At 63.7% G+C, this 21704-nt stretch carries 19 protein-coding genes and 1 pseudogene; 10 read left to right on the plus strand and 10 right to left on the minus strand.

The window, feature by feature from the left end; genetic code table 11:
* Window positions 1-57 precede the first annotated feature (57 nt).
* Window positions 58-1098: a gentisate 1,2-dioxygenase gene (gene gtdA / locus FNV92_RS03350; RefSeq protein ID WP_143842247.1), complete on the minus strand. Its 1041-nt coding sequence runs from the start codon at window positions 1096-1098 to the stop codon at window positions 58-60.
* Window positions 1099-1185: 87 nt separating this feature from the next.
* Between gtdA and maiA the strand changes: the two genes are divergently transcribed.
* Window positions 1186-1818 carry a maleylacetoacetate isomerase gene (gene maiA, locus FNV92_RS03355; protein ID WP_143842245.1) on the plus strand — a complete coding sequence of 211 codons (633 nt, stop codon included), beginning with the start codon at window positions 1186-1188 and terminating at the stop codon, window positions 1816-1818.
* A complete protein-coding gene (locus FNV92_RS03360) occupies window positions 1808-2320 on the plus strand; it encodes a MarR family winged helix-turn-helix transcriptional regulator (protein WP_143842243.1) in 513 nt (170 codons plus the stop codon). Before maiA ends, FNV92_RS03360 begins: the two co-directional genes overlap by 11 nt.
* Before the next feature lie 215 nt (window positions 2321-2535).
* Here the strand turns inward: FNV92_RS03360 and FNV92_RS03365 are convergent.
* The 5 genes and pseudogenes from FNV92_RS03365 to FNV92_RS03385 form a co-directional block, all read right to left on the minus strand.
* A pseudogene (locus FNV92_RS03365) lies at window positions 2536-4148 on the minus strand (benzoate-CoA ligase family protein).
* Window positions 4145-5302 carry an FAD-dependent monooxygenase gene (locus tag FNV92_RS03370; protein WP_168213374.1) on the minus strand — a complete coding sequence of 386 codons (1158 nt, stop codon included), beginning with the start codon at window positions 5300-5302 and terminating at the stop codon, window positions 4145-4147. The pseudogene FNV92_RS03365 and the gene FNV92_RS03370 overlap by 4 nt, the downstream one beginning before the upstream one ends.
* Before the next feature lie 190 nt (window positions 5303-5492).
* Entirely contained in the window at window positions 5493-5708 is a 216-nt protein-coding gene (locus FNV92_RS03375; RefSeq protein ID WP_143842242.1) for a hypothetical protein, read from the minus strand.
* 105 nt (window positions 5709-5813) lie between these two features.
* Complete coding sequence (locus FNV92_RS03380; protein WP_143842240.1) at window positions 5814-6653, minus strand: cysteine rich repeat-containing protein; 840 nt, start codon at window positions 6651-6653, stop codon at window positions 5814-5816.
* A 149-nt stretch (window positions 6654-6802) separates the two neighbouring features.
* Entirely contained in the window at window positions 6803-7804 is a 1002-nt protein-coding gene (locus FNV92_RS03385; protein ID WP_143842238.1) for an NADP-dependent oxidoreductase, read from the minus strand.
* A gap of 207 nt (window positions 7805-8011) precedes the next feature.
* Between FNV92_RS03385 and FNV92_RS03390 the strand changes: the two genes are divergently transcribed.
* Window positions 8012-9310, plus strand: coding sequence for a dicarboxylate/amino acid:cation symporter (locus FNV92_RS03390; RefSeq protein ID WP_014439340.1), 1299 nt, complete (start codon window positions 8012-8014; stop codon window positions 9308-9310).
* Between the two features lie 9 nt (window positions 9311-9319).
* Window positions 9320-10246 (plus strand): amino acid ABC transporter substrate-binding protein, encoded by a 927-nt coding sequence (locus tag FNV92_RS03395; protein WP_014439341.1) that lies wholly within the window; start codon window positions 9320-9322, stop codon window positions 10244-10246.
* Window positions 10247-10426: 180 nt separating this feature from the next.
* Here FNV92_RS03395 and FNV92_RS03400 read toward each other — a convergent pair whose 3' ends face one another.
* Entirely contained in the window at window positions 10427-11236 is an 810-nt protein-coding gene (locus tag FNV92_RS03400; RefSeq protein ID WP_014439342.1) for an ATP-grasp domain-containing protein, read from the minus strand.
* Window positions 11237-11610: 374 nt separating this feature from the next.
* On the opposite strand from FNV92_RS03400, the gene FNV92_RS03405 reads away from it, so the two are divergent.
* From FNV92_RS03405 to FNV92_RS03415, 3 genes are all read left to right on the plus strand, one after another.
* A complete protein-coding gene (locus FNV92_RS03405; RefSeq protein WP_014439343.1) occupies window positions 11611-12384 on the plus strand; it encodes a ferredoxin--NADP reductase in 774 nt (257 codons plus the stop codon).
* A gap of 217 nt (window positions 12385-12601) precedes the next feature.
* Window positions 12602-14314, plus strand: a complete 1713-nt coding sequence (locus FNV92_RS03410) for an FMN-binding glutamate synthase family protein (RefSeq protein ID WP_186355505.1) — start codon at window positions 12602-12604, stop codon at window positions 14312-14314.
* A 107-nt stretch (window positions 14315-14421) separates the two neighbouring features.
* The gene (locus FNV92_RS03415) at window positions 14422-14667 is read left to right on the plus strand and encodes a PilZ domain-containing protein (protein WP_143842236.1); all 246 of its coding nucleotides are present in this window, start codon (window positions 14422-14424) and stop codon (window positions 14665-14667) included.
* Between the two features lie 19 nt (window positions 14668-14686).
* On the opposite strand, the gene FNV92_RS03420 is transcribed toward FNV92_RS03415, so the two are convergent.
* A complete protein-coding gene (locus tag FNV92_RS03420; protein ID WP_143842234.1) occupies window positions 14687-15982 on the minus strand; it encodes a hemolysin family protein in 1296 nt (431 codons plus the stop codon).
* A gap of 386 nt (window positions 15983-16368) precedes the next feature.
* Here FNV92_RS03420 and FNV92_RS03425 point away from each other — a divergent pair, with 386 nt between their 5' ends.
* The 3 genes from FNV92_RS03425 to FNV92_RS03435 are packed head-to-tail and all read left to right on the plus strand — an operon-like array spanning window position 16369 to window position 19015.
* Window positions 16369-17775: a TadE/TadG family type IV pilus assembly protein gene (locus FNV92_RS03425; RefSeq protein WP_014439347.1), complete on the plus strand. Its 1407-nt coding sequence runs from the start codon at window positions 16369-16371 to the stop codon at window positions 17773-17775.
* Between the two features lie 10 nt (window positions 17776-17785).
* On the plus strand, window positions 17786-18343 hold the full coding sequence (locus FNV92_RS03430) for a TadE/TadG family type IV pilus assembly protein (RefSeq protein ID WP_041748008.1): 558 nt from the start codon (window positions 17786-17788) through the stop codon (window positions 18341-18343).
* 12 nt (window positions 18344-18355) lie between these two features.
* Entirely contained in the window at window positions 18356-19015 is a 660-nt protein-coding gene (locus FNV92_RS03435) for a TadE/TadG family type IV pilus assembly protein (protein WP_014439350.1), read from the plus strand.
* Between the two features lie 53 nt (window positions 19016-19068).
* Here FNV92_RS03435 and FNV92_RS03440 read toward each other — a convergent pair whose 3' ends face one another.
* Both FNV92_RS03440 and FNV92_RS03445 read right to left on the minus strand, forming a co-directional pair.
* Window positions 19069-21033 (minus strand): carbohydrate porin, encoded by a 1965-nt coding sequence (locus FNV92_RS03440; RefSeq protein WP_168213373.1) that lies wholly within the window; start codon window positions 21031-21033, stop codon window positions 19069-19071.
* Window positions 21034-21427: 394 nt separating this feature from the next.
* Complete coding sequence (locus FNV92_RS03445; protein WP_014439352.1) at window positions 21428-21688, minus strand: hypothetical protein; 261 nt, start codon at window positions 21686-21688, stop codon at window positions 21428-21430.
* Window positions 21689-21704 lie beyond the last annotated feature (16 nt).

The raw sequence follows: 21704 nt of genomic DNA on the forward strand, positions 1-21704 counted from the left end.
AAAGACTCTGGATTGCTTCGCTGCGCTCGCAATGACGATGTGGCGAGCAGCGAGCCCTCACGCATTCCCCCGATCCTCGCGAAACAGATCCAGCTTCTGCTGCACCGGGCGATCCGAGAAGCTGAACAGCACAGCATCGTCCTCGGCCTCGTGCGTGACCCACTGCCAGCTCGGCACCACGAACAAATCGCGCGGGCCCCATTCGAAGACGGCGTCGCCAATGCGGCTGCGACCGCGCCCCTCGATCGGACAGAACACCGTCGCATCGGTCGAACGGTAGCGTGCGGTCTTGAAACCCTTCGGCAGCAGTTGAATGAAGGTGCCGATGGTCGGCATTGCGAAATCGCCGGTCTCGGGATTGCTGAATTTCAGCTTCAGCCCGTGGCAGGCATCCCATTCCTGGCTCGCGCGAGCCTTCTCCAGCGCCTCGCGGGTGTGGGCATAGGGATAGCTGAAGATCGGTGAGGTCTTCGAGCTCCGCTTCACATCGACCGGCAGCAGATTATGGCCGTAGCGCGCAAAGCTGTCGCCGGCGGGCTTGGTGATCCGCTGCTGGTCTTCCTTCGATCCTTCGGCGAAGGAGCAATCGAAGAACTGCACCAGCGGGATGTCGAGGCCGTCGAGCCAGAACATCGGCTGGTCGGTTTCGTTGGAATGATCGTGCCAGGTCATCGATGGAGTGATGATGAAATCGCCGGGCTCCATCGCGGTGCGCTCGCCGTCCACCGCCGTGTGGGCGCCCTTGCCCTCGAGCACGAAGCGCAGCGCCGACTGGCTGTGGCGGTGCGCGGGCGCGACGTCGCCGGGCACCACCATCTGCACGCCGGCATAGAGCGAGGTCGTGATCCTGGATTGTCCGCGCAGGCCGGGGTTCTCCAGCACCAGCACGCGCCGCTCGGCTTCCTTCGCCGTGATCAGCTTGCCGGCTTCCGTCATGTAGTCGCGGATGACGTCGAATTTCCACAAGTGAGGCCGGCACGCGCTCTTCGGCTCCGGTGTGATCAGGTCGCTCATCACCGTCCACAGCGCGGTGAGATTCTCGCCGTCGATCTTCTTGTAGAAGGCTTCGCGTTCCGGCGTCTTGGTCACGGCTTCCATGGCGCGGCTCCCGGCTGTTTTGTTGATTGACAGTATACTGACGGTCTAGGTAGCGTCAACGTTACAAGACTATAAGGGAGGGTTTCGATGAAGCTGCATGGCTATTTCCGTTCCAGCGCCGCCTATCGCGTGCGGATTGCGCTGAACCTGAAGGGCCTCGGCGCCGAGCACCTGCCGCATCATCTGCGCAAGGGCGAGCAATGCGCGCCAGCCTATCTCGCCATCAATCCGCAAGGCCTCGTGCCGGCGCTGGAGGATGATGCGGGTGTGGTGCTGACCCAATCGGTCGCGATCATCGAATGGCTCGACGAGACCCATCCCAATCCGCCGCTGCTGCCCAAGGATCCGTTGCAGCGCGCCAAGGTGCGGGCCTTCGCGCTGGCCATCGCTTGCGACACTCATCCGGTGCAGAATCTGAAGGTGCTGGCGCGGCTGCGCGAGCTCGGGCTTGCCGAAGAGAAGGTCCAGGAATGGGCGGCGTGGGTCAACCGTGAGGGACTGTCGGCCTGCGAGACGCTGATCAGGCACGAACCGGGGCCGTTCTGCTTCGGCGACGCGCCGACGCTCGCCGATCTCTGCCTGGTGCCGCAGCTTGCCAATGCGCGCCGCTTCGGCGTCGATGTCGCGGCCTATCCGCGCCTGCTCAAAGCGGAGGCCGCGGCCAAGGCGCTGCCGGCGTTCGCCAACGCCGCGCCGGAGAAGCAGCCCGATGCCGAGTAAGCCCGCGGCTCCGATCACGATCGACGCGGTCTATGCCGCGCCGGGCTATCTGTTCCGGCGGATGCAGCAGATCGCGGTCGCGATCTTCATGGAGGAGTGCAAGGCATTCGACCTCACGCCGGTGCAATATGCGGCCTTGATCGCGATCCACACCCATCCCGGCATCGACGCGACGCGGCTGTCGGCGGTGATCGCCTTCGACCGCTCCACGCTCGGCAGCGTGATCGAGCGGCTACAGGCCAAGGACTACATCGAGCGCAAGCCCGCGCCCGAGGACAAGCGCATCAAGCTGCTCTATCTGACGAAGCCGGGCGCCGCGATCCTGCGCGAGATCATCCCCGCCGTCGAACGCGCCCAGGCGCGCATGCTGGAGCCGCTGAAGCCCGCTGAGCGCAAGGCGCTGATGGGACTGATGGCACAGCTCGTCGATCTCAACAACGAAGCCTCGCGCGTGCCGCTGCGCGCGGAGGATGCGCTGGAGCATCTGGGGAAGGCGGGGTGAGGGGGAAGTGAGGCGATTCTCGTGCCTCACACACAACTGTCGTCCCGGACAAGCGAAGCGCAGATCCGGGACCCATAGCCACAGGGAGGAGTTTGGCGAAGACTCGTGGTTATCTGTCTCGGACTACAATCACTCCCTGTGGTTATGGATCCCCGCCTTCGCGGGGATGACACCGAGAATGTTGCGACGCCAGTGCGCTCCTTACGTTCGCCCCCTCACATCCGCAACAACGCCTGCCGATCGATCTTCCCCGTGCCCGTCTTCGGCAGCTCGTCGATGAAGATCACCTCGCGCGGATATTTGTACGGCAGCAGCTTGCCTTTCACATAGTCCTGCAGCCGCCGCGTTGCCTGGCTCTCGTCGGCGGCGCGGTTGTTCATCACCACCACAGCCTTCAGCGTCATGCGGCGATCCGGCAGCTCGGCCGCGAACACCGCGCATTCGCGGATGTCGGGGTGGTCGGCGAGGCACAGTTCGACTTCGAGCGGATAGACCCACTGGCCGGAGATCTTGATGAGATCGTCGGCGCGGCCCCGGAAGAAGTGGAAGCCGTCGGCATCGCGGACGAAGCGATCGCCGGTGTAGATCCAGCCGCCATCGCGGATGGTCTCGGCGGACTTGTCCGGCCGGTTCCAGTACAGCGGCGTGTTGGAATCGCCGCGTACCCACAAGATGCCTTCCTCGTTGTCCCCGACCTCGCGACCGTCCTTGTCGCGGAGCGCGACCTCGTAGCCGGGCACGCGCAGGCCGGCGGCGCCGAGCTTCTTCTGCTCGGGACGATTGGAGAGATAGATGTGCAGCACCTCGGTCGAGCCGAGGCTTTCGACGATCTCCAGGCCCGTGAGTGTCTTCCAGCCATTGAAGACGTCTGCCGAGAGCACTTCGGCGGCGGAGAGGGACATGCGCAGCGAGGAAAAGTCCGTCTTGTCCGCACCCTCGGCCTTGGTCAGCGAGGTATAGAGTGTCGGCAGCCCGAAGAAGACCGTCGGCCTGTACTGCTCGATCGCCGCGAAGATCGACGCCGGCTTCGGTTGCCCCGGCAGCAGCAGCGTCGCCGCGCCCGCGGAGAACGGGAAGGTGACGGAGTTGCCGAAACCATAGGCGAAGAAAATCTTCGGCACGGAGAAGCAGATGTCATCCGGCGTCAGCGTCAGCACGTTCTGTGCAAAGGCAGCGTCGCTATAGGCCATGTCGTGCTGGAGATGCACTATGCCCTTGGGCCGGCCGGTCGAGCCGGAGGAATACATCCAGAACGCCATCTCGTTGCGATGTGTCGGGGCCTCCGCCAGTTCGTCCGGGAATTGCGCGAGCCAGTCTGCTGCGGCGATCGCCTGCGGCGCGGCGTGATCGCCGACCGCGCCATTGACGACGATCAGCGTGAGCAGATCCGTGTCCTTGCAGGCCTCGACGTTGAAGCGCGCGCAGAACTCGGCGTCCGCCACCGCAACGGTGGCGCCGGAATCGGCGAGATAGAATTGCAGCAGGTCCGGCGGCGTCAGCGTGTTGATCAGCAGCGGCACGAAGCCGGCGCGCACCGCGCCGAAGAAGGCGGCGGGATAGGCTGGCGTGTCGTCGAGGAACAGCAGCACGCGGTCGCCGCGCTTCAGGCCGAGCGAGGCGAAGCCGTTGCCCCAGCGGCACGCGTCAGCGCAGAGCTCCCGTAGGTGCGGGTACCCGAAGCACCCATGAGGGCGGGCTTGGCGCCGTATCCCTTGCCGAGGTTGTCGAACAGCACGCGGCTGGCGTTGTAGATATCAGGAACGGCAAAGCCGATCTCGCGGGCGCCCGCGCAGTCCGCGGGCACCTGGTCGCGAATCTCGTTGCTCATGCCGTCGCCTCGCCGTCCGCATCCCTGCCACCGTTCTTGGCGGCCTCGTAGCGCGCCATGAAGGCGGGCGACATATGGCGCAGGCGCGCATCGTCGATGCGCCCGGAGCGGGTAATGTAGCTATAGGCGAGATCCATCAGGCCGAGCTGCATGTGCTGGGCGAAGTGCTCGTACCAGAAGGCGCTGGTTCGCGCCGCGTTGACGAGCTTTTGCACCACCGGCTTGCGCGCGGCCTGATAGCGATGCAGCGCGGTCGACAGATGCGCGTCCGATTCCAGCGCCTTGACCAGCGCGATGGCGTCCTCGATCGCGAGGCGTGTGCCCGAGCCGATCGAGAAATGTGCCGAATGCAGAGCGTCTCCGATCAGCACCATGTTCTTGAACGACCAATGCTCGTTCCAGACCCAGGGAAAGTTGCGCCAGACCGATTTGTTGGAGACCAGGCAATGGCCGCCGAGCGTGTCGGCAAACACCTCCTCGCAGACGCCCTTCGACTGCTCGGCGTCCTTGTAGGCAAAGCCATAGGCCTGCCACGTCGCGTGGTCGCATTCGACCAGGAAGGTACTCATGGTCGGCGAGTAGCGGTAGTGATGGGCGTTGAAGGCACCGCGATCGGTCTTCACGAAGGTCTGCGACAGCGTGTCGAAGCGCTTCGAGGTGCCGTACCAGACGAACTTGTTGGAGGAGTAGGACAGCGAGGTGCCGAAATCGCCCTCATAGGCGCGGCGCACCAGCGAGTTCAGCCCGTCGGCGGCAACGATCAGATCGTGCCCGCCCAGCTGGTCGATGGTCTGGATCTGGGTGTCGAACCGCGGCGTGACGCCGACATCGAGCGCGCGCTGCTGCAGGAACTGCAACAGCTCGAGCCGGCCGATCGACGAGAAGCCGACGCCGTCGATGGCGACGTGATCGCCATGCAGGTTCAGCGTGATGTTCTCCCAGCTCTCCATGTGCGGCGCGATCGCGTCGACCGTCTCGGGGTCGTCGGCGCGCAGGAATTCCAGGGCCTGGTCGGAGAACACCACGCCAAAGCCCCAGGTCGCGTCGGCCGGGTTCTGTTCGAACAGGTCGACTTGATCCTCGGGGTGACGCTTCTTCCAGAGATAGGCGAAGTAGAGCCCACCGGGCCCCCCGCCAATCACGGCGATCCGCAACGTCTGCCTCCCTAATTGACAGTATACTTACTATCTGGGGCTAGACTAATGGGCTCCGGCTTCCCGCGCCAGCGGAATTATCAGCAAGGCAAGGTGCGCCGAAACTCACCTCCGGACGCGTGTTTGACGCGCGCCCGCAGCAATGTCGTTGCAAGCATAGCCAAACCGCAACGGCTTGGCCATCCGGGTATCAGACGCAACGCTTCACGTAGACACCGTTCACCAGCACCCTGGTGCAGCGGACCACCGGAACCGGCTTGCGGACCACGACGGCTGCGTTCGGCCCGGCGCAGCCGGCGCGATAGACCCCGCGGGCACACACCACCGCGTTGGCGTCGGTAGCCTCGAACGTCATGGTCGCCCCGAAGGCAAGGAGCGCGGAAGCGATGAGCAGCAATGCACGCATGTCTTTCTCCCGGTCTTGTCGTGATTGAAATCGGATATCGGCAAAAGGTTTGTCGCTGCTGGCGCGCGAAAATTCATTCACGCGTGCCGCAAGGATGCGCGCCGCTTATCGCGCCGCGAACGGTGCCAGCACGTCCTTGCAGGCGGGCGACAGCGAGGCGGCGTTGCTGGCCACGCACTGTATGATACGGCCGCCACCTGGCGCGACGCTGCCGCACAGCGTCCGGATATCCTCGCGACATGCGGACTGGACGATGAACAGCTCTTCGCGCGGCCGCAGCGGGCGCAGGACGATCACGGTTGGCGCGGCCGCCGGTGCTGCTGCTGGAGGTGCAGCGCCCGCGGGCGTGACCGTCGCTGCTGCACTGCCGCCACCGGTTGCAGCGGTCACGGCCTTCTCGCAGGCCGGCGAAACCTTCGACTTGTTCTTTTCCAGGCATTCGAGCGCGGGCGCGCCGCCCGGCGGCACGCTGGCGCAGACCTTGGGATAATCGGCGCGGCATGCGCTCTTCACCGCGGCGGCCTGCGCGCTGGTCGGCTGCTTGGCTGCAGCCGCCTTCGGCGCCGGTGCTGCGGCCGGCTTCGCGGCGGGGGTGGCCTCAGCCTTCGGCGCGGCAGGCGCCGTCTCCGCCTTGGGAGCAGCTTCGGTCTTCGGTGCGGCGGGTGCGGCTTCCGTCTTTGGAGCGGCGGCCGGCTCGACCGCGCGAACCGCGGTCTGGCATCCCGATGACAGGCTGGACATGTTCTTCTGCAGACATTGATACGCCTCCACCCCGCCGGGCGTGACACTCGCGCAGTGCGCCATGAAGTCGGAGCGGCATGCGGACCGGATGGCGCTCTTCTGCGCGTCGGTCGGCGCTTGCGCGAAGGCGCTTGTTGCAGTTGCGAAGAACGCCGCCGCCAACAATGCGCCGCGCGTCGAAACATGTTTCAACGTGTTGAACATCCGAGTGAATCCTGCCCTGCCGGGCAAGCCCGGCGCTTTATCAATGTGATGCAATCGCAAGCGTCGCGAGCAATGCCTCGCGACGTTATCTTTGGCCGCTTTGGCCTCTACCGCAAGTAGATATTACCTCGGCAGCTGAGACACTGACGTCAGAGCCTGACCATGCGCTTGCCGCGGTTCTCGCCCGCAAGCAATCCGATCAGCGCTTTCGGCGTGTTCTCCAGGCCATCGATGATGTCTTCCTGCACCTTCAGCCTGCCGGATTTCACCCAGCTCTGGAGATCGGCAAGCGCGCGCTGGCTCTCCTTCATGTAGTCCATCACGATGAAGCCCTGCATGATCAGGCGCTTCACCACGATCAGGCCCGGCACGCCGCGCGGGCCGTGCGCGGAGGGCGCGCCGTCATATTGCGAGATCGCGCCGCAGCAGGCGATGCGACCGTAATTGTTCATCTGCGGCAGGCAGGCTTCGAGAATGTCGCCGCCGACATTGTCGAAATAGACGTCGATGCCCTTGGGCGCCGCCGCGCGCAGCGCCTTGAACACGGCGCCGTCCTTGTAATCGACCGCGGCATCGAAGCCGAGTTCGGAGGTCAGCCAGTTGCATTTGTCGGCGCCGCCGGCGATGCCGACCACGCGGCATCCCTTGATCCTGGCGATCTGTCCAACGATCGAGCCGACCGAGCCCGCGGCCGCGGAGACTACGACCGTCTCACCCTCTTTGGGCCTGCCGATCTCGAGCAGGCCGAAATAGGCGGTGAGGCCGGCGATGCCGAACACGCTGAGCAGATGCGTCATCGGTTCGAGCTTCGGCATTTTGGTGAGATGCTTCGCCGGCACCGCCGCATAGTCCTGCCAGCCGGTGTCGCCGAACACGATGTCGCCGGCGGCGAGCTCCGGCGCCTTCGAGCTGATGACCTCGGCGATGGCGCCGCCGGCCATCACGCTGTTGGCCTCGACGGCGGATCGATAGGTCGCGCCATGCATCCAGGCACGGTTGGCCGCGTCGAGCGAGATGTAACGCACGCGCAGCAGGGCCTCGCCGTCCTTCGGCTCTGGCATCGTGCCGTCGACCATCTTGAAATGTTCAGGGCCGAGCTTGCCGCTGGGCTTTTCCACCAGAAGAATCTGGCGATTGATGCTGCCGCTCATGGCGTTTCCTCTTCGCTTGTTTGACGATTATTGATGCAGCCGCCGCAAACAAAACATGCAAGCCGCCGTTGTGCGCTGCATGAAGGCTAGATCGGCGCCTCCAGTTTCACAATGGGAACATCCGGACAAAGCGACCGCACGCCAAGCGTGTTGCGCAGCTGTCATATCTGCGACACTATGAAGCGCCGGTGTACGTGGGGGTAATCGATGTCGAACAGGTTTACGCAATACATTCTGGCGGCGATGGTGCTCGGCATCATCATGGGCTCGGCGATCTACAACTTCCTGCCCGATACGCGCGCCGACTGGGCCTCCTCCATCAACCTGATCGCCATGATGTTTCTGCGCCTGATCAAGATGATCATCGCGCCCCTGGTGTTCGCGACCCTGGTCGGCGGCATCGCCCATATGGGCTCGGGCTCCAAGCTCGGCCGCATCTTCGCCAAGACCATGGGCTGGTTCGTCAGCGCCTCCTTCGTCTCGCTGCTGCTGGGTCTCGTGATGGTCAATCTGCTGCAGCCCGGCGCGAACTTTCCCGGCACGCTGCCCGACAAGGCGCAATCGACCGGCCTGCCGGTCTCGGCCTTCTCGATCGAGAAATTCCTGACCCATCTGATTCCGACCTCGATCGCGGACGCGATGGCGCAGAACGAGATCCTCCAGATCGTGATCTTCGCCGTGTTCTTCTCGGTGGCGATGGGCGCGATGCCCGAGCGCTCCAAGCCGATCCTGGCGCTGATCGACGATATCGGCCACATCATGCTCAAGGTGACGAGCTATGTGATGCTCTTCGCGCCGCTCGCGGTCTGGGCCGCCATCACCGCGACGGTCGCCAAGAACGGCCTGCTGGTGCTCTGGAAGCTCATCGTGTTCATGGGCGGCTTCTATCTCTCGCTCGCGCTGCTGTGGGGCATCCTGGTCATCGTCGGCTTCATCGTGATCGGGCCGCGCTACGCCCATCTGCTGAAGCTGATCCGCGAACCGCTGATGATCGCGTTCTCGACCGCGAGCTCGGAGGCGGCCTATCCGAAGACGCTGGAGGGCCTCAACCGCTTCGGCGCTTCGTCGCGGATATCGAGCTTCGTGCTGCCGCTCGGCTATTCCTTCAACCTCGACGGCACGATGATGTACTGCACCTTCGCGAGCGTCTTCATCGCGCAGAGCTATCACATCGATATGCCGCTCGGCACCCAGCTCGCGATGCTGGCGACGTTGATGATCACCTCGAAGGGTGTCGCCGGCGTGCCGCGCGCCTCCCTCGTCGTGATCGCCTCGACGCTGGCGCAGTTCAACATTCCCGAGGCGGGCCTGCTCATGATCATGGGCATCGACACCTTCCTCGACATGGGCCGAAGCGCCACCAACGTCATCGGCAACACGCTGGCGACCTCCGTGGTCGCGAAGTGGGAAGGCGAGCTCGGGCCCGAGCATGCGATGGGACCAGGCGATGCCGTGCCGGAAGACATGATCCCCGGCGAGGTGCCCGCCATGGCCGGCCATGGTTAGGGGCATATCATGGGCCAGACACTGGCAAGGTCAGTGATCGGCGGCTGCCTGTGGCTCGCGGCATCGTTGCTCGCGACCGCGGCTTCCGCCCAGACCGGCGGCGAAGGGCTCAGCCCGACGCTGTCGGCCATCAAGAAAGCGCATCTCGTGCGGCTCGGCTATCGCGAGAGCTCGCCGCCGTTCTCGTTCCTCGACCAGTCGGGCCGCCCGATCGGCTACAGCCTCGAACTCTGCGAGGCCATCGTCGAGGAGATCGGCGTCGAGGTCGACGACCCCAATCTGAAGATCGACTACGTCAAGGTTACCTCGGACGACCGCATCGATGCGGTGCTCCAGAACAAGATCGACCTGGAGTGCGGCTCGACCACGGCCAATGCCGAGCGCGGCAAGCGTGTCGCGTTCTCGCCGCTGATGTTCGTCGCCGGCACCAAGCTGATGGTGCCGAAAGCGTCGAGCGTCCAGTCGCTGACCGATCTGAAGGGCAAGACCATCGTGGTGACGAAGGGCACCACCAACGAGCAGGCGATCCAGGCGGCCGACAGGAAATCATCGCTAGGCCTCAACATCGTCACCTCGCCCGATCACGAACAGTCGTACCAGATGCTCGTCGACGGCAAGGCCGATGCGTTCGCAACCGACGACATCCTGCTTTCCGGCCTGATCGCGCGCCATAAGGCACAGGACAAGTTTCGCGTCACCGGCGACTATCTGTCCTACGACCCCTACGGCATCATGTTCAGGAAAGGCGAGCCGCAACTCTCGGCCGTGGTCGAGCGCAGTTTCCGCAAGCTCGGCTCGAACCGTGACCTCGTGCCGCTCTACAACAAATGGTTCACCGCACGGCTTCCCACCGGCGAACGCCTGAACGTGCCGATCTCGCTGCAGCTGGAGGAAGCCTTCAAGGCGATGGACGATTCAGCGGGCGCGAATAATTGAGGCGGGTGCTCTTCGCCGAAGAGTTCGAGGTGTAAATTCCGTCATCCTGAAGTGCGAGGCCAGCGATGCAAATGCATCGCTGGGCGAGCCTCGAAGGATGAACGGCCACGCAGTTGCAGCCGGGCTGTCGCCCTTCGAGGGCCGCTGAAGAAGCGGCCACCTCAGGGTGACGGGGATAGATCAGCGCGCGTGGTCAGCTAGACCAAACACCCGGTCCAGCGCCGCGTCATACGTCGCCTGCACCAGTTCCGGATGAAGTTTCCCCAGGGCTTCCATCATCACCCCGGAATTAATCTCGAGCACGCGCCAATCGACGTCGACGCGCACGAGGTCGATCGACGCGAAGGTGATGCCGATGGCGCGCGCGGCGTCGATCGCAAGCTTCACGCAGGCCGCGCGAACATCGCCGTTCTCCATCAGCACCGGCTGCGCGCCGGCATCGAGATTGTGCCGCCAGTCCGCGCCGCGCTGCTTGCTGTAGACGACGAGTGGCACGCCATCGAGCAGGATCACGCGTACCTCTTGCTCGATCGCGACATAGGGCGAGATCACCAGCCCCGTGCTCATCGAAAATACCTCGCCAGCCGCGTGGTCGAGCTCGGCCTCCGTCGTCGCCCTGAAGACGGATCGTCCCGACGTCCCCTCGTTCGGCTTGACCACCACGCCTTGCGGATTGTCGTGCAGCAGCACGAGCATGGCCTCTCGCCAGCCGGCGCCAACAATAGCCTCGCCGAGTTTCGGGTTGAGGAAGAGCTGATGGGGAATGCAGGGCACGCCTTCCAGCATCAGCGCCTCGGCGGTCGCGGATTTGTCGTTGGCGAGGCGATGCGCGATGGCGCTGTTGAGGCCGATGTCGTAGCCGAAGGCGAAATGGCGCCTTGCCCCCCGGCGCATCGCGATCAGCCAGCCACCGGCACGGACATCGACGGCGATGCCGTGGTTCGCACAATAGTGCCTGATCGCCTGGACGAAGATCCGCTCGCCGCTCATTGCCTGATCATTCCTGGCGCCAAAGGCCGCAAAAATGCGGGAAACGGCGCCATGCCTGAGTGAAAACCAGAGCTATTCTTAATGAAATTCTCGCGAGCGCGACGGAAATTAAGTGCTGCGATCGAGCCCTTCAGGGAAAAGAAATTACCCTTGATGCGGGCCTGACAGCAGATCCGTTAATGATCCGGCCAATTCCGCCGCAAATGCCGGTTTGATCGGCATCAATTGCACCCGAAACGAGGTTGATTATTGGTCTCAATGGCGTAGATCACGCCTGAGAAATCCTCCGCCATGGCAAGTGGTGCCCGCCTCGCTTCAAGAGGCCGTGCAACGCTGTTGTTCTAAAACCGCAAATATTCGGAATATCGAAAATCATGAGCGCGTTTTACCGAGAGAAGGTTCTTTCCGTCCAGCACTGGACCGACACGTTGTTCAGCTTCCGCGCCACGCGCGACACCGGCTTCCGCTTCCAGAACGGCCAGTTCGCGATGATCGGCCTCGAGATCGACGGCCGTCCGCTGCTGCGCGCCTACAGCATGGCGAGCGCCAACCACGAGGAAGAGCTCGAGTTCTTCTCGATCAAGGTTCAGGACGGCCCGCTCACCTCGCGCCTCCAGAAGATCAAGGAAGGCGACACCATCCTGGTCGGCCGCAAGGCGACCGGCACGCTGATCACCGACAATCTCATTCCCGGCAAGCGGCTGATGCTGCTCTCGACCGGCACGGGCCTCGCGCCGTTCGCCAGCCTGATCAAGGACCCCGATGTCTACGATCAGTTCGAAAGCATCGTTCTTGTGCATGGCTGCCGTCAGGTCTCCGAGCTCGCCTATGGCGAGAAGCTCGTTGCGGCTTTGCGTGAGGACGAGCTGTTCGGGGAGCTGCTGGCGGACAAGCTCATCTATTATCCGACCGTGACCCGCGAGCCGTTCCGCAATCGCGGCCGCATCACCGACCTCATCAACTCCGAGCAGATCTTCAACGACATCGGTCAGGGTCCGCTCGACATCGCCACCGACCGCGTGATGATGTGCGGCAGCCCGGCGATGCTCGAAGAGCTCAAGGTGATGTTCGAAGGCCGCGATTTCATCGAAGGCTCCGGCAACAAGCCAGGCCACTTCGTGATCGAGAAGGCGTTCGTCGAGCGCTGATCGGCGTTCGCCAAACTCGCAGGGTCCCGGGTCTGCATTTTCCGGCCCGGGAATCGCTGAAGTCCCCTCGGATAACCCCATCCCTCTGCTGCACTGCAAAATCCGCCCATCCGGCTGATTGATTTGCTACGGCCGAATTCGCTAGCCTGAAACAAGGGCCGCGTCATATCCGTATGACTGGCGCAGGCGTATCGTACCGCCTCATGCTGGCGAGAGGATGGGAATCGTGGCCGAAGACAACAAACCGCAGGAAGCTCCCGAATCCTTATCTCCCAAGCGTCTGGCGCTTGCGGAAGAGGGGATCATGGAAACCCTGCTTCTGCCATTCTCGCCACGTTTCATCGTGCTGACGATCTGTGCGGTCGTCACCGCGCTCCTGATCGGCATCGGCATCGCCGACCGCAAGATCTTCGACATCCTGCTGGTCCCGATCCTGATCTTTGCCGCGCTCACCTTGCTCGGTGTGCGCGATCTCCTGCAAAAGAGCCACGCGGTGCTGCGCAACTATCCGATCTCGGCGCATATCCGCTTTCTGCTCGAAGAGATCCGGCCCGAGATGCGGCAGTATTTCTTCGAGAGCGAGAAGGACGGCATGCCGTTCTCGCGCGACACCCGCGCGGTGGTCTATCAGCGCGCCAAGATGGAGCTCGACAAGCGCCCCTTCGGCACCCAGGAGGACGTCTACCGCGAGGGTTACGAGTGGATGAATCACTCGGTGTCGCCAAAGAGCCATGCCGAGGAAAAATTCCGCATCACCATCGGTGGCCCCGACTGCCAGAAGCCCTATTCGGCCTCGGTGTTCAACATCTCCGCCATGAGTTTCGGCGCGCTCAGCCCGAACGCCGTGCGTGCGTTGAATGCCGGCGCGAAAAAGGGCGGCTTCGCGCACGACACCGGCGAGGGCGGCTTCAGCCCCTATCATCGCGAGATGGGCGGCGACATCATCTGGGAGATTGGCTCGGGCTATTTCGGTTGCCGGCATCACGACGGCACTTTCGATCCGGAGGCGTTCGCGCGCGTCGCCGCCCAGGACCAGATCAAGATGGTCGAGCTCAAGATCAGCCAGGGCGCCAAGCCCGGCCATGGCGGCGTGCTGCCGGCCGCGAAAGTCTCGGAGGAGATTTCGAAGATCCGCGGCGTCGCGATGGGCGAGGACTGCATCTCGCCGGCTTCGCACCGCGCCTTCTCGACGCCCGTTGGCATGATGCAGTTCGTTGCCGAGATGCGAAGGCTCTCCGGCGGCAAGCCGGCCGGCTTCAAGCTGTGCATCGGCCACCCCTGGGAATTCCTGGCGATCTGCAAGGCGATGCTGCAGACCGGCATCTATCCGGACTTCATCGTCGTCGACGGCAATGAGGGCGGCACCGGCGCCGCGCCGCTGGAGTTCATGGACCATCTGGGCATGCCGATGCGCGAGGGCGTCAGCTTCGTGCACAACGCGCTGATCGGCATCAAGGCACGCGACCGCATCAAGATCGGCGCGTCCGGCAAGATCGCCACGGCCTTCGACATGGCGCGCGCGATGGCGATCGGCGCGGACTATTGCAATTCGGCGCGCGGTTTCATGTTCTCGCTTGGCTGCATCCAGTCGCTGAGCTGCCACACCGACCGCTGCCCGACCGGGGTCGCGACGCAGGACCCGACCCGCGCACGCGCGCTCTACGTGCCGCTCAAGATCGACCGCGTGCACAATTATCACCACGCCACGCTGCATTCGCTGACCGAGCTGATCGCCGCGGCCGGCCTCGAACATCCGCAGCAGCTGCGCCCGATTCACTTCAGCCAGCGGACGTCGACGACCGACGTGAAGTCCTTCGCGCAGCTCTATCCGGCGTTGCGCCCCGGAGAATTACTGGAAGGCACCGAGGATCCCCGGTTCCGCGACGCCTGGCGGATGGCGCAGGCGGAGACGTTCCAGCCGGCGCCCTGAGGCGCCGATCCACCGCATGATACCGCCGCATTTTGCGGCGGCGAAATTCATCGGGGATCGGAGTCGTGCTTTAACGTCGATGTCAGCTTCGGGTGTAAACTGGCCCCATGGACGAGCGGCGCGATAGAGCCAGGCATCGTGTGCTGAAGGCCGGAACCATCGAGTTCGGCGGCGGCGCGATCGACTGTACCGTCCGCAATTTTTCCGACACCGGCGCCGCCCTCGACGTCAGCAGCCCCGTCGGCATCCCCGAACACTTCACGCTCATCATCCAGGCGGAGGGAACGCATCTCGCCTGCACCGTGGTCTGGCGCAAGGAAAGGCGCATCGGCGTGAAGTTCGGGAGACGTTGAATGATGAGCGGAGCCCAGCTCACCCCGTCTCGACTTCACCCGTCCGGCTTGCCAGAATCTTGTCGATCCGCCGCCCGTCGAGATCGATCACCTCGATGTGCCAGCCGCCGAAGTCGAAGGCATCGCCGATGTCAGGCAGCGCGTTGAACTGCTGCAGCACGAGGCCGGCCACCGTGTTGTAGCGGTGCGGCGGTAGCTCGATGCCGAGCAGCTCGCCGAACTCGTCGACCGGCATCCAGCCGGAGACCAGCAGCGAGTCGTCGCCGCGCCTGACATAGGCCGGCTCCGGCGGTCCTTGCTCCGAATGGAAGGCGCCGACGATCGATTCGAGGATGTCCGCGGCCGTCACCATGCCTTCGAAGGCACCGTATTCGTCGTAGACGAAACCGATGTGAACCGGCGCAGATCTCAGGATCGCCAGTACGTCGCGAGCGTCGGCCGACGCCGGAATGCCTGGCGCCTCGCGCACCAGCGCGCGCAGATCCGGCGTGCGTTCGTTCATATAGGCGATCAGCAGGTCCTTGGCCTGCAGCACGCCGATCGGCTTGTCGCGGTCGCCGTCGGAGACGGGAAAGCGCGAATGCGGGCTCTTTGCGATGATCTCCTGAATGGCTTCCGGCGCATCATTCAGGTCGATCTCGTGGACCTCCGTGCGCGGCGTCATGACGGCGCCGACCGGCCGGTCGCCGAGTCGCATCACGCCCGCGATCATCTCCTTCTCGCCGGGCTCGAGCACGCCTGCATTCTCCGCCTCGGTGACGAGATGATGGATCTCATCCTCCGACACCTTTTCCTCGGCCTTGCCGCCGCGGCCGAGCAAGGAGAGGATCAGCTTGCCGGAGAGATCGAGCAGGAAGACGAGCGGCAGCGATACCTTCGCAAGCACGTGCATCGCCGGCGCGACCTTTACCGCGACGCTCTCGGGATCGCGTAGCGCCACCTGTTTCGGCACCAGCTCGCCGACGATCAGCGTGGCGTAGGTGATCAGAGTGACCACGATGCCGACGCCGACGATGTCGGCAACGCCGGCGGAGAGACCGGCCTCGACCAGCCATAGCGTCAGCCGCTGGCCGAGCGTCGCGCCGGAGAACGCGCCCGAGAGCACGCCCACCAGGGTGATGCCGATCTGCACCGTCGAGAGGAACTTTCCAGGATCGGCCGCCAGCGTCAGCGCCCGCTCGGCGCCGCGCACGCCCTTGGCGGCAAGCAGCGACAGCCGGGCCGGGCGGGACGAGACCACGGCCAGCTCCGACATGGATAACAGGCCGTTGATGACGATCAGGACGACGACGATGATGAGTTCGACGGACAACATTGTGTGCAGGAAAGAGGATGTCAGGCCCGGCGGACGCCGGACCGAGCCCCTTATATAGGAACTCCAGGCGGGATATGCCCGGTCTCAACCCAAATTATCCCAGCACAGGCTCGCGCCTTCGCTCGATTTTCGAGGGGGCTGATCCCGTGGGGTCAATCTCGGCGAACCTGTTTAAGCGGCGTTAATGATGCTTTCTCAATGTGACACATCTCGATCCGTCGCAGTCCGAGTTTATGGAACGCGCGTAAGCGTTGATTAAGGCGCGATAGCCATATTTGCCCTCATAACGAGCGAGCGATCGGCTGCGAAAACCTTTGGTCTCCTCCGGTCGCAAGGCACCAGGAAATGGTCTCGGCCGCAGCGACGGCAATCAGGGTGAAGGTCAAATGCTCCGCCGCGTAGTGCTTCGTTTCGTCCGAAACCGGAAGGCCAACGTCGCCATCATCTTCGCGCTGATGATGGTGCCCACCATCTTTTTGCTCGGCATGGCGCTCGACTACACGCTGGCCCTGCGCAAGCGGGAGCAGCTGAACGCGGCCGCCGACGCGGCCGCGATCGCGGCGGTGAGGCCGGCGATGCTGACGCAGACCGACAACGCGGTCGTCCAGGCCACCGCGACAGCCGTCTTTGCAGCGAAGGCCAATCTGGCGGGCCTCAAGGCCGCGCCGACACCGACGGTCAATGTCGTCGATTCCGGTCTGCAGCGGACCATTACGGTCTCCTACGCCGCCGAGTCCATCAACAATTTCCCGGGAGTTCTCGGCAAGCAGACCTGGCAGATCGCCGGTTCGTCGACGGCGCGAGCGTCAAGCGCGCCCAACATGAACTTCTATCTGTTGCTGGACGACTCCCCGTCGATGGCGCTTGGTGCGACCCAGGCCGACATCGACAACATGGTCAAGGCCACGAAGAGCCAGCCGTCTTACGCGGCGAACTGCGCGTTCGCCTGCCATGAAACCAATCCCAACAACAAGGCTCCAAGCTCTTCGAACAAGGACAACCTCACGGTCGCGCGCGCGAACAACATCACGCTGCGCATCGATCTGGTGACCAACGCCGTCAAGCAGTTGCTCGTCGGACCCTGGACATGCCCGCAGTCCGGTGTTTCGGGCGGCGTCATGCAGTGCATGTCGGCCATCAACAACACCACCTACAAGGCCGGCATCTACACCTTCGACTACAAGCTGAACACGATCCAGACGCTGACCACCCCGACCACCGCCGGAACGAAGATTTCGAACATTCAGCTGATGACGGTCGATCACCAGAACTGTGTCATTGCCGGCAGTTGCAACACCGACTACGGCTCGGACATTGCGGGCGGGCTGTCGGGTGTGAATGCCATCATGCCGCTGCCGGGCACCGGCACCAATCAGGCGGGCGATACCCCCCAAGAGGTGGTCTTCCTCGTCACCGACGGGGTGGAAGACAAGCTCATCGCGAAGTCGGCGAGCTGCGACCCGAACGCCACCTATCCGCTTCCGGCCGCCGGCTCGCAGGTGCGATGCCAGCAGCCGCTCGACAACGCGATCTGCACCACCATCAAGAACCGGGGCATCCGCATCGCGATCCTCTACACCGAGTATCTGCAATTGCCGAGCGACAGCTGGTACACGAGCCGCATCTCGCAGTTCAACAATCCGAGCTCGTCTACGGGGGCGATCGCACAGAAACTGCAGGCTTGCGCGTCGCCCGGTCTGTACGCGGGCGTTCAGACCGGCGGCGACATTTCCACGGCGCTGACCAACCTCTTCATCAAGGTTGCGTCAAGCACAGCCAGTCTCATGCAGTAGGGAAAGCGCCATGACCCCGCCGGACGTCGCAACGAAGAAGAGGCGCCGCAATTGCTGCGCCGCCTTTGTTGGCGATGACAAAGGAGCCACGGCTGTCGAATTCGCCCTCGTTGGCGCGCCGTTCCTTGCTCTCATGATCGCGGTCATTCAGACGTTTCTCGTCTTCTTTGCCCAGCAGACGCTCGAAACAGTGACGCGCCAATCGGCTCGCCTGGTTCTGACCGGGCAGGTGCAGGCCCAGCAGATGACGCAGGCCGTGTTCAAGCAGAAGGTCTGCGATCAGGTCGTGATATTCTTCACCTGCAGTGGCCTGATGGTCGACATGCAGGTCGCCAATGCGTGGTCTTCGGCGAACACGGCCACACCCACATTGACGTTCGACAGCAAGGGCGCCGTCTCGAATGTCTGGCAGTACAATCCCGGAAATGCCGGCGACATCGTCGTTCTCCGCGTGATGTACGTATGGCCGGTCGTCCTGGGGCCGCTTGGTTTCAATCTCTCAAATCTTTCGAACGGCAACCGGCTCATCATGTCGTCGGCCGCTTTCCAGAATGAACCGGGTTCTTAGAAGGAGCTTGTCATGATCGCCCGCATGAGGTCTCGCGCGCGGCACCTGTGGACCGATGCCAGGGGCGTTGCCGCGACGGAGTTCGCCATCATCAGTCCGTTCTTGCTGTTGCTCTACGTCGGCGGCGTCGAGCTCGGCAACGGATTGTCCATGAACGTCAAGGTCACGGCAACCGCGCGCAGTGTCGCCGACATGGTGTCGCAAAACACGCAGGTCACGTCGAGCCAGATGGACAGCATTCTTGCGGCTTCGTCGGCCATCATGGCCCCGTACGCCGTCACGAGTGGCGGCGCCTCCCTGATAACCATCACGGTTTCCGAGGTCTCGACCGACAGCTCCGGCAAGGCGACGGTTCAATGGAGCAAGTCGACCAGCTCGTCGGGAGCGCGAGCCATCGGTCAGCAGATGACATTGTCGTCATATACGGCGCCGGACTCGAAAAATCCGAGCAATGCGAATATCTCGCTCATTCTGAGCGAGGTGTCCTATGACTACACGCCCAATCTCGGCTTCGCGGTCAGCGGCACCATCAAGCTGACCGACAGCTATTATCTGTTCCCGCGCTGCTCGACGAACAGCCCGGCCACGTCGAGCTTCCCGTATTATGACGTGAAGTACCCGGCAGCGGCGACGTGCACATGCATCCAGCATCTGCAGCAGAAGACCTGCTAGCCTGGTGACGCGAACGCGAACCGCCCTCGGGATCGACCGACGGCGGGCTGCGATCAGAATTCGCCGTGCAGCCGCCCCGAGAACACCGAGACCGGTCCGCGGTCGGCGTTGTAGGCGGGATTGACGATGAGCTGGTAGTCGGCGGTGAAGGTCAGCGCCTTGTTCAGCGCGTAGGCGTAGTAGGTCTCCAGCACGCGTTCCTGCCGGTAGTTGAGCTGGCCGTCGCCGATCAACGGCCCGAGTCCGCCGGCGGCAATGAAGTCGCGATGGTCCCGCGAGAGGCCGTTGATGGCGCCGGCGATGGCGACGATGTCGTCGGGCCGGCCCCATTTCGCACCCTTCACCGAGACGCCGCCGGACAGGCTGCGGTCGATGTCGGTGAAGGCCATGATCTCGTTGCGGCCGTCGTTCCAGCTCCAGCGGCCGAACACGCCGATGTCGTCGGTGACGGCCTGTTCGAGGTTAAACGCGTAGCCGTATTTGAGACGGCCGCGGCGGGTCTGGGTGATGTTCACGCCAAACGCGGGGTTATCCAACGTCTCGCGATAACTGCCCGCAAAGGCGCTGTTGACGAAGCCGAGCGTGCGCAGCTTGCCGGGCAGGCCGAACAGCGAATAGCGCGTCTCGAGCTCCATCACATATTCGCCGCGCCGGCCGACATTCGTGTCGAAATTGCTGGAGTTGGACTCCGCGCCGATCAGGAAGTAGCCGGCGCGCAGCGCCCATTGCTTCTGGTTCAATTCGGCCGTCGCGCCATAGCCGAGGCCGAGCTTGTCGGCCGCATAGTCGAACGCGCCGGAGGCCCAGATCGACCAGTTCATGAAATCCTTTCGCGGGTCATGCGCGTAGGAATTGCCGTCGAACACGTCGACCACGGAGAACTTTCCGACCTGCAAGGTCAGGCGCGAGACATCGACCTTGCTGGCGAGCTGAAGCTGCCCGCTGGCAAGCTCTTCCTGCTCGCCGCCGAAGCCAAACGTCTGGCGCACGAACAGCCGCGAGGCGTTGAAGTGCGGATAGGGGAAGCCGGATTTCTGCGCTTCGCCGTTGGGAAAGCCCGCGGCGCCCGTCGTGTTGTTGAAGCCAAATCCCTGCAGAAGCTCGGGATTGAAATAGACCTCGCCGCCATCCCATAGCCGCGCATTCAGGTAGAGCGAGTTGCTCCAGGTCTGCTGGAAATCCGGCGACGGGAGCAGGCTGTTCGGCCCGGTATAGGGCGCGCGGAACGCCGGGTAGCCTTGTCCCAGCACGGTCGACTGGCCGTGGATCTCCCAGCGGCTCGACTCGGTGTCCGTGACGTCCGACTTCGGATTGTAGGTCGGTATTCCCGGCCAGTCGATCTTGCGATTGAGGCCGATGCGCAGGCTATGGAAATCCATCGACGACGAATATTGCGCGCCCGATGGGAAGCTGACGTCGGCGTTCTCGAACTTGCTGTAGAGATATTCGAGCCGCGCGCTCCAGTGCGGCGCGAAGGCATATTCGACGCCGCCGCCGGCAGTCCAGCCGAACCGCGTGTTCAACACCTTCTCTTCATTGCCGCCTGTCGGCGTCGCGAGGAAGCGCTCGCCGGCAAACGCGGCGCCGCCGGTGCCGTAGACCAGCCAGTTGCCGGTGGCGTAGCCGAGGCGCGCGCGCAGGCTCGCGACATAGTCCCAGCGCTCCTCCACGCTCGACAGCGCGGTCGCCGCCGATGACACGACGTGATTGGAGGGCAGATAGTTCGGAAACGAGATGTCGCCTTCGACGCCGAGCAGCAGCCCCGAATTGAGGCGCCAGTTGTAGCCGGCCTGGACGCCGCCGGTCGCTCCGGTGAAAACATGGTTGTCGGTTGCGAGCGTGGGATCGGTCAGCGTCGCGGAGGATGTGCCCCGGGTGAAACCGGTGTGCGCGCCGATATAGAGGCCGGTCCAGTCATAGACCGCTTTCAGCGCGGGCGCCTTCAGCGGCAGATCGGCCGCGCGGCCGGCGGCGGGAAAAGCCAGCACGCCCGAGGCGATTGCCGCGGCCGTTCGCAAATACCGATGTCGAAGCCCCCTCAACGTCAAAACGCACGCCCCCAAAACGCGAATATCCACGCCCCGCTATCCCTGCCGATTCGCCGCGGCCCTGTCATCAAGTCTCGGGTGCTCACGCGATCGGACGAGATGATTCCGATTCGGTGTGATTTCTTCCCAAGTCCCTAGGCTCGTTACCGACTTTATTGCGATTAATTCGCAGTAGCAACTAGAGCGAATTGCCGCAAGAGATGGTTGGCATCGCTGTGTGACGGGACTGCAACAGATTCCCGGTGCCCAAATGAATGACCCCGCCCGGGGGGACAGCCGGGCGGGGTCGGGGGCGCGACACGGGGTGGATGAGGCGCCCGTGTCGGACGCGGGATCCACGTGAGATCGGCCTCAGGTATCTGAATCAGTAGCAGGTGCGAACGCGGCCAACGTACTGGCCGAAGGCGTTGTACTGGGCGACCCAGCCGCAGCGGTGGTAGCCGTAATAGGGGTCGTTGGTGGCGGCGATCGCGGAGCCGACCACTGCGGCGGTGGCGATGCCGGCGCCGACACCCCAGACCCAGCCGGGCGGCTTGGCTTGAGCCTGCGAGGTGGTGGACACCATGGTGCCGGTGACGGCGAGGGTGGCGAGAGCGACGGCGGCAATCCTGGTCTTGATCGACATTTGAAACTCCATCCGG

This window comes from Bradyrhizobium cosmicum, assembly GCF_007290395.2.
Taxonomy (GTDB): Bacteria; Pseudomonadota; Alphaproteobacteria; order Rhizobiales; family Xanthobacteraceae; genus Bradyrhizobium; species Bradyrhizobium cosmicum.

Coding starts and splice junctions, on each gene's coding strand:
- gtdA (WP_143842247.1), bottom strand. CDS start 1,098: ATGGAAGCCGTGACCAAGACGCCGGAACGCGAAGCCTTCTACAAGAAG.
- maiA (WP_143842245.1), top strand. CDS start 1,186: ATGAAGCTGCATGGCTATTTCCGTTCCAGCGCCGCCTATCGCGTGCGG.
- FNV92_RS03360 (WP_143842243.1), top strand. CDS start 1,808: ATGCCGAGTAAGCCCGCGGCTCCGATCACGATCGACGCGGTCTATGCC.
- FNV92_RS03375 (WP_143842242.1), bottom strand. CDS start 5,708: ATGCGTGCATTGCTGCTCATCGCTTCCGCGCTCCTTGCCTTCGGGGCG.
- FNV92_RS03380 (WP_143842240.1), bottom strand. CDS start 6,653: ATGTTCAACACGTTGAAACATGTTTCGACGCGCGGCGCATTGTTGGCG.
- FNV92_RS03385 (WP_143842238.1), bottom strand. CDS start 7,804: ATGAGCGGCAGCATCAATCGCCAGATTCTTCTGGTGGAAAAGCCCAGC.
- FNV92_RS03390 (WP_014439340.1), top strand. CDS start 8,012: ATGTCGAACAGGTTTACGCAATACATTCTGGCGGCGATGGTGCTCGGC.
- FNV92_RS03395 (WP_014439341.1), top strand. CDS start 9,320: ATGGGCCAGACACTGGCAAGGTCAGTGATCGGCGGCTGCCTGTGGCTC.
- FNV92_RS03400 (WP_014439342.1), bottom strand. CDS start 11,236: ATGAGCGGCGAGCGGATCTTCGTCCAGGCGATCAGGCACTATTGTGCG.
- FNV92_RS03405 (WP_014439343.1), top strand. CDS start 11,611: ATGAGCGCGTTTTACCGAGAGAAGGTTCTTTCCGTCCAGCACTGGACC.
- FNV92_RS03410 (WP_186355505.1), top strand. CDS start 12,602: ATGGGAATCGTGGCCGAAGACAACAAACCGCAGGAAGCTCCCGAATCC.
- FNV92_RS03415 (WP_143842236.1), top strand. CDS start 14,422: ATGGACGAGCGGCGCGATAGAGCCAGGCATCGTGTGCTGAAGGCCGGA.
- FNV92_RS03420 (WP_143842234.1), bottom strand. CDS start 15,982: ATGTTGTCCGTCGAACTCATCATCGTCGTCGTCCTGATCGTCATCAAC.
- FNV92_RS03425 (WP_014439347.1), top strand. CDS start 16,369: ATGCTCCGCCGCGTAGTGCTTCGTTTCGTCCGAAACCGGAAGGCCAAC.
- FNV92_RS03430 (WP_041748008.1), top strand. CDS start 17,786: ATGACCCCGCCGGACGTCGCAACGAAGAAGAGGCGCCGCAATTGCTGC.
- FNV92_RS03435 (WP_014439350.1), top strand. CDS start 18,356: ATGATCGCCCGCATGAGGTCTCGCGCGCGGCACCTGTGGACCGATGCC.
- FNV92_RS03445 (WP_014439352.1), bottom strand. CDS start 21,688: ATGTCGATCAAGACCAGGATTGCCGCCGTCGCTCTCGCCACCCTCGCC.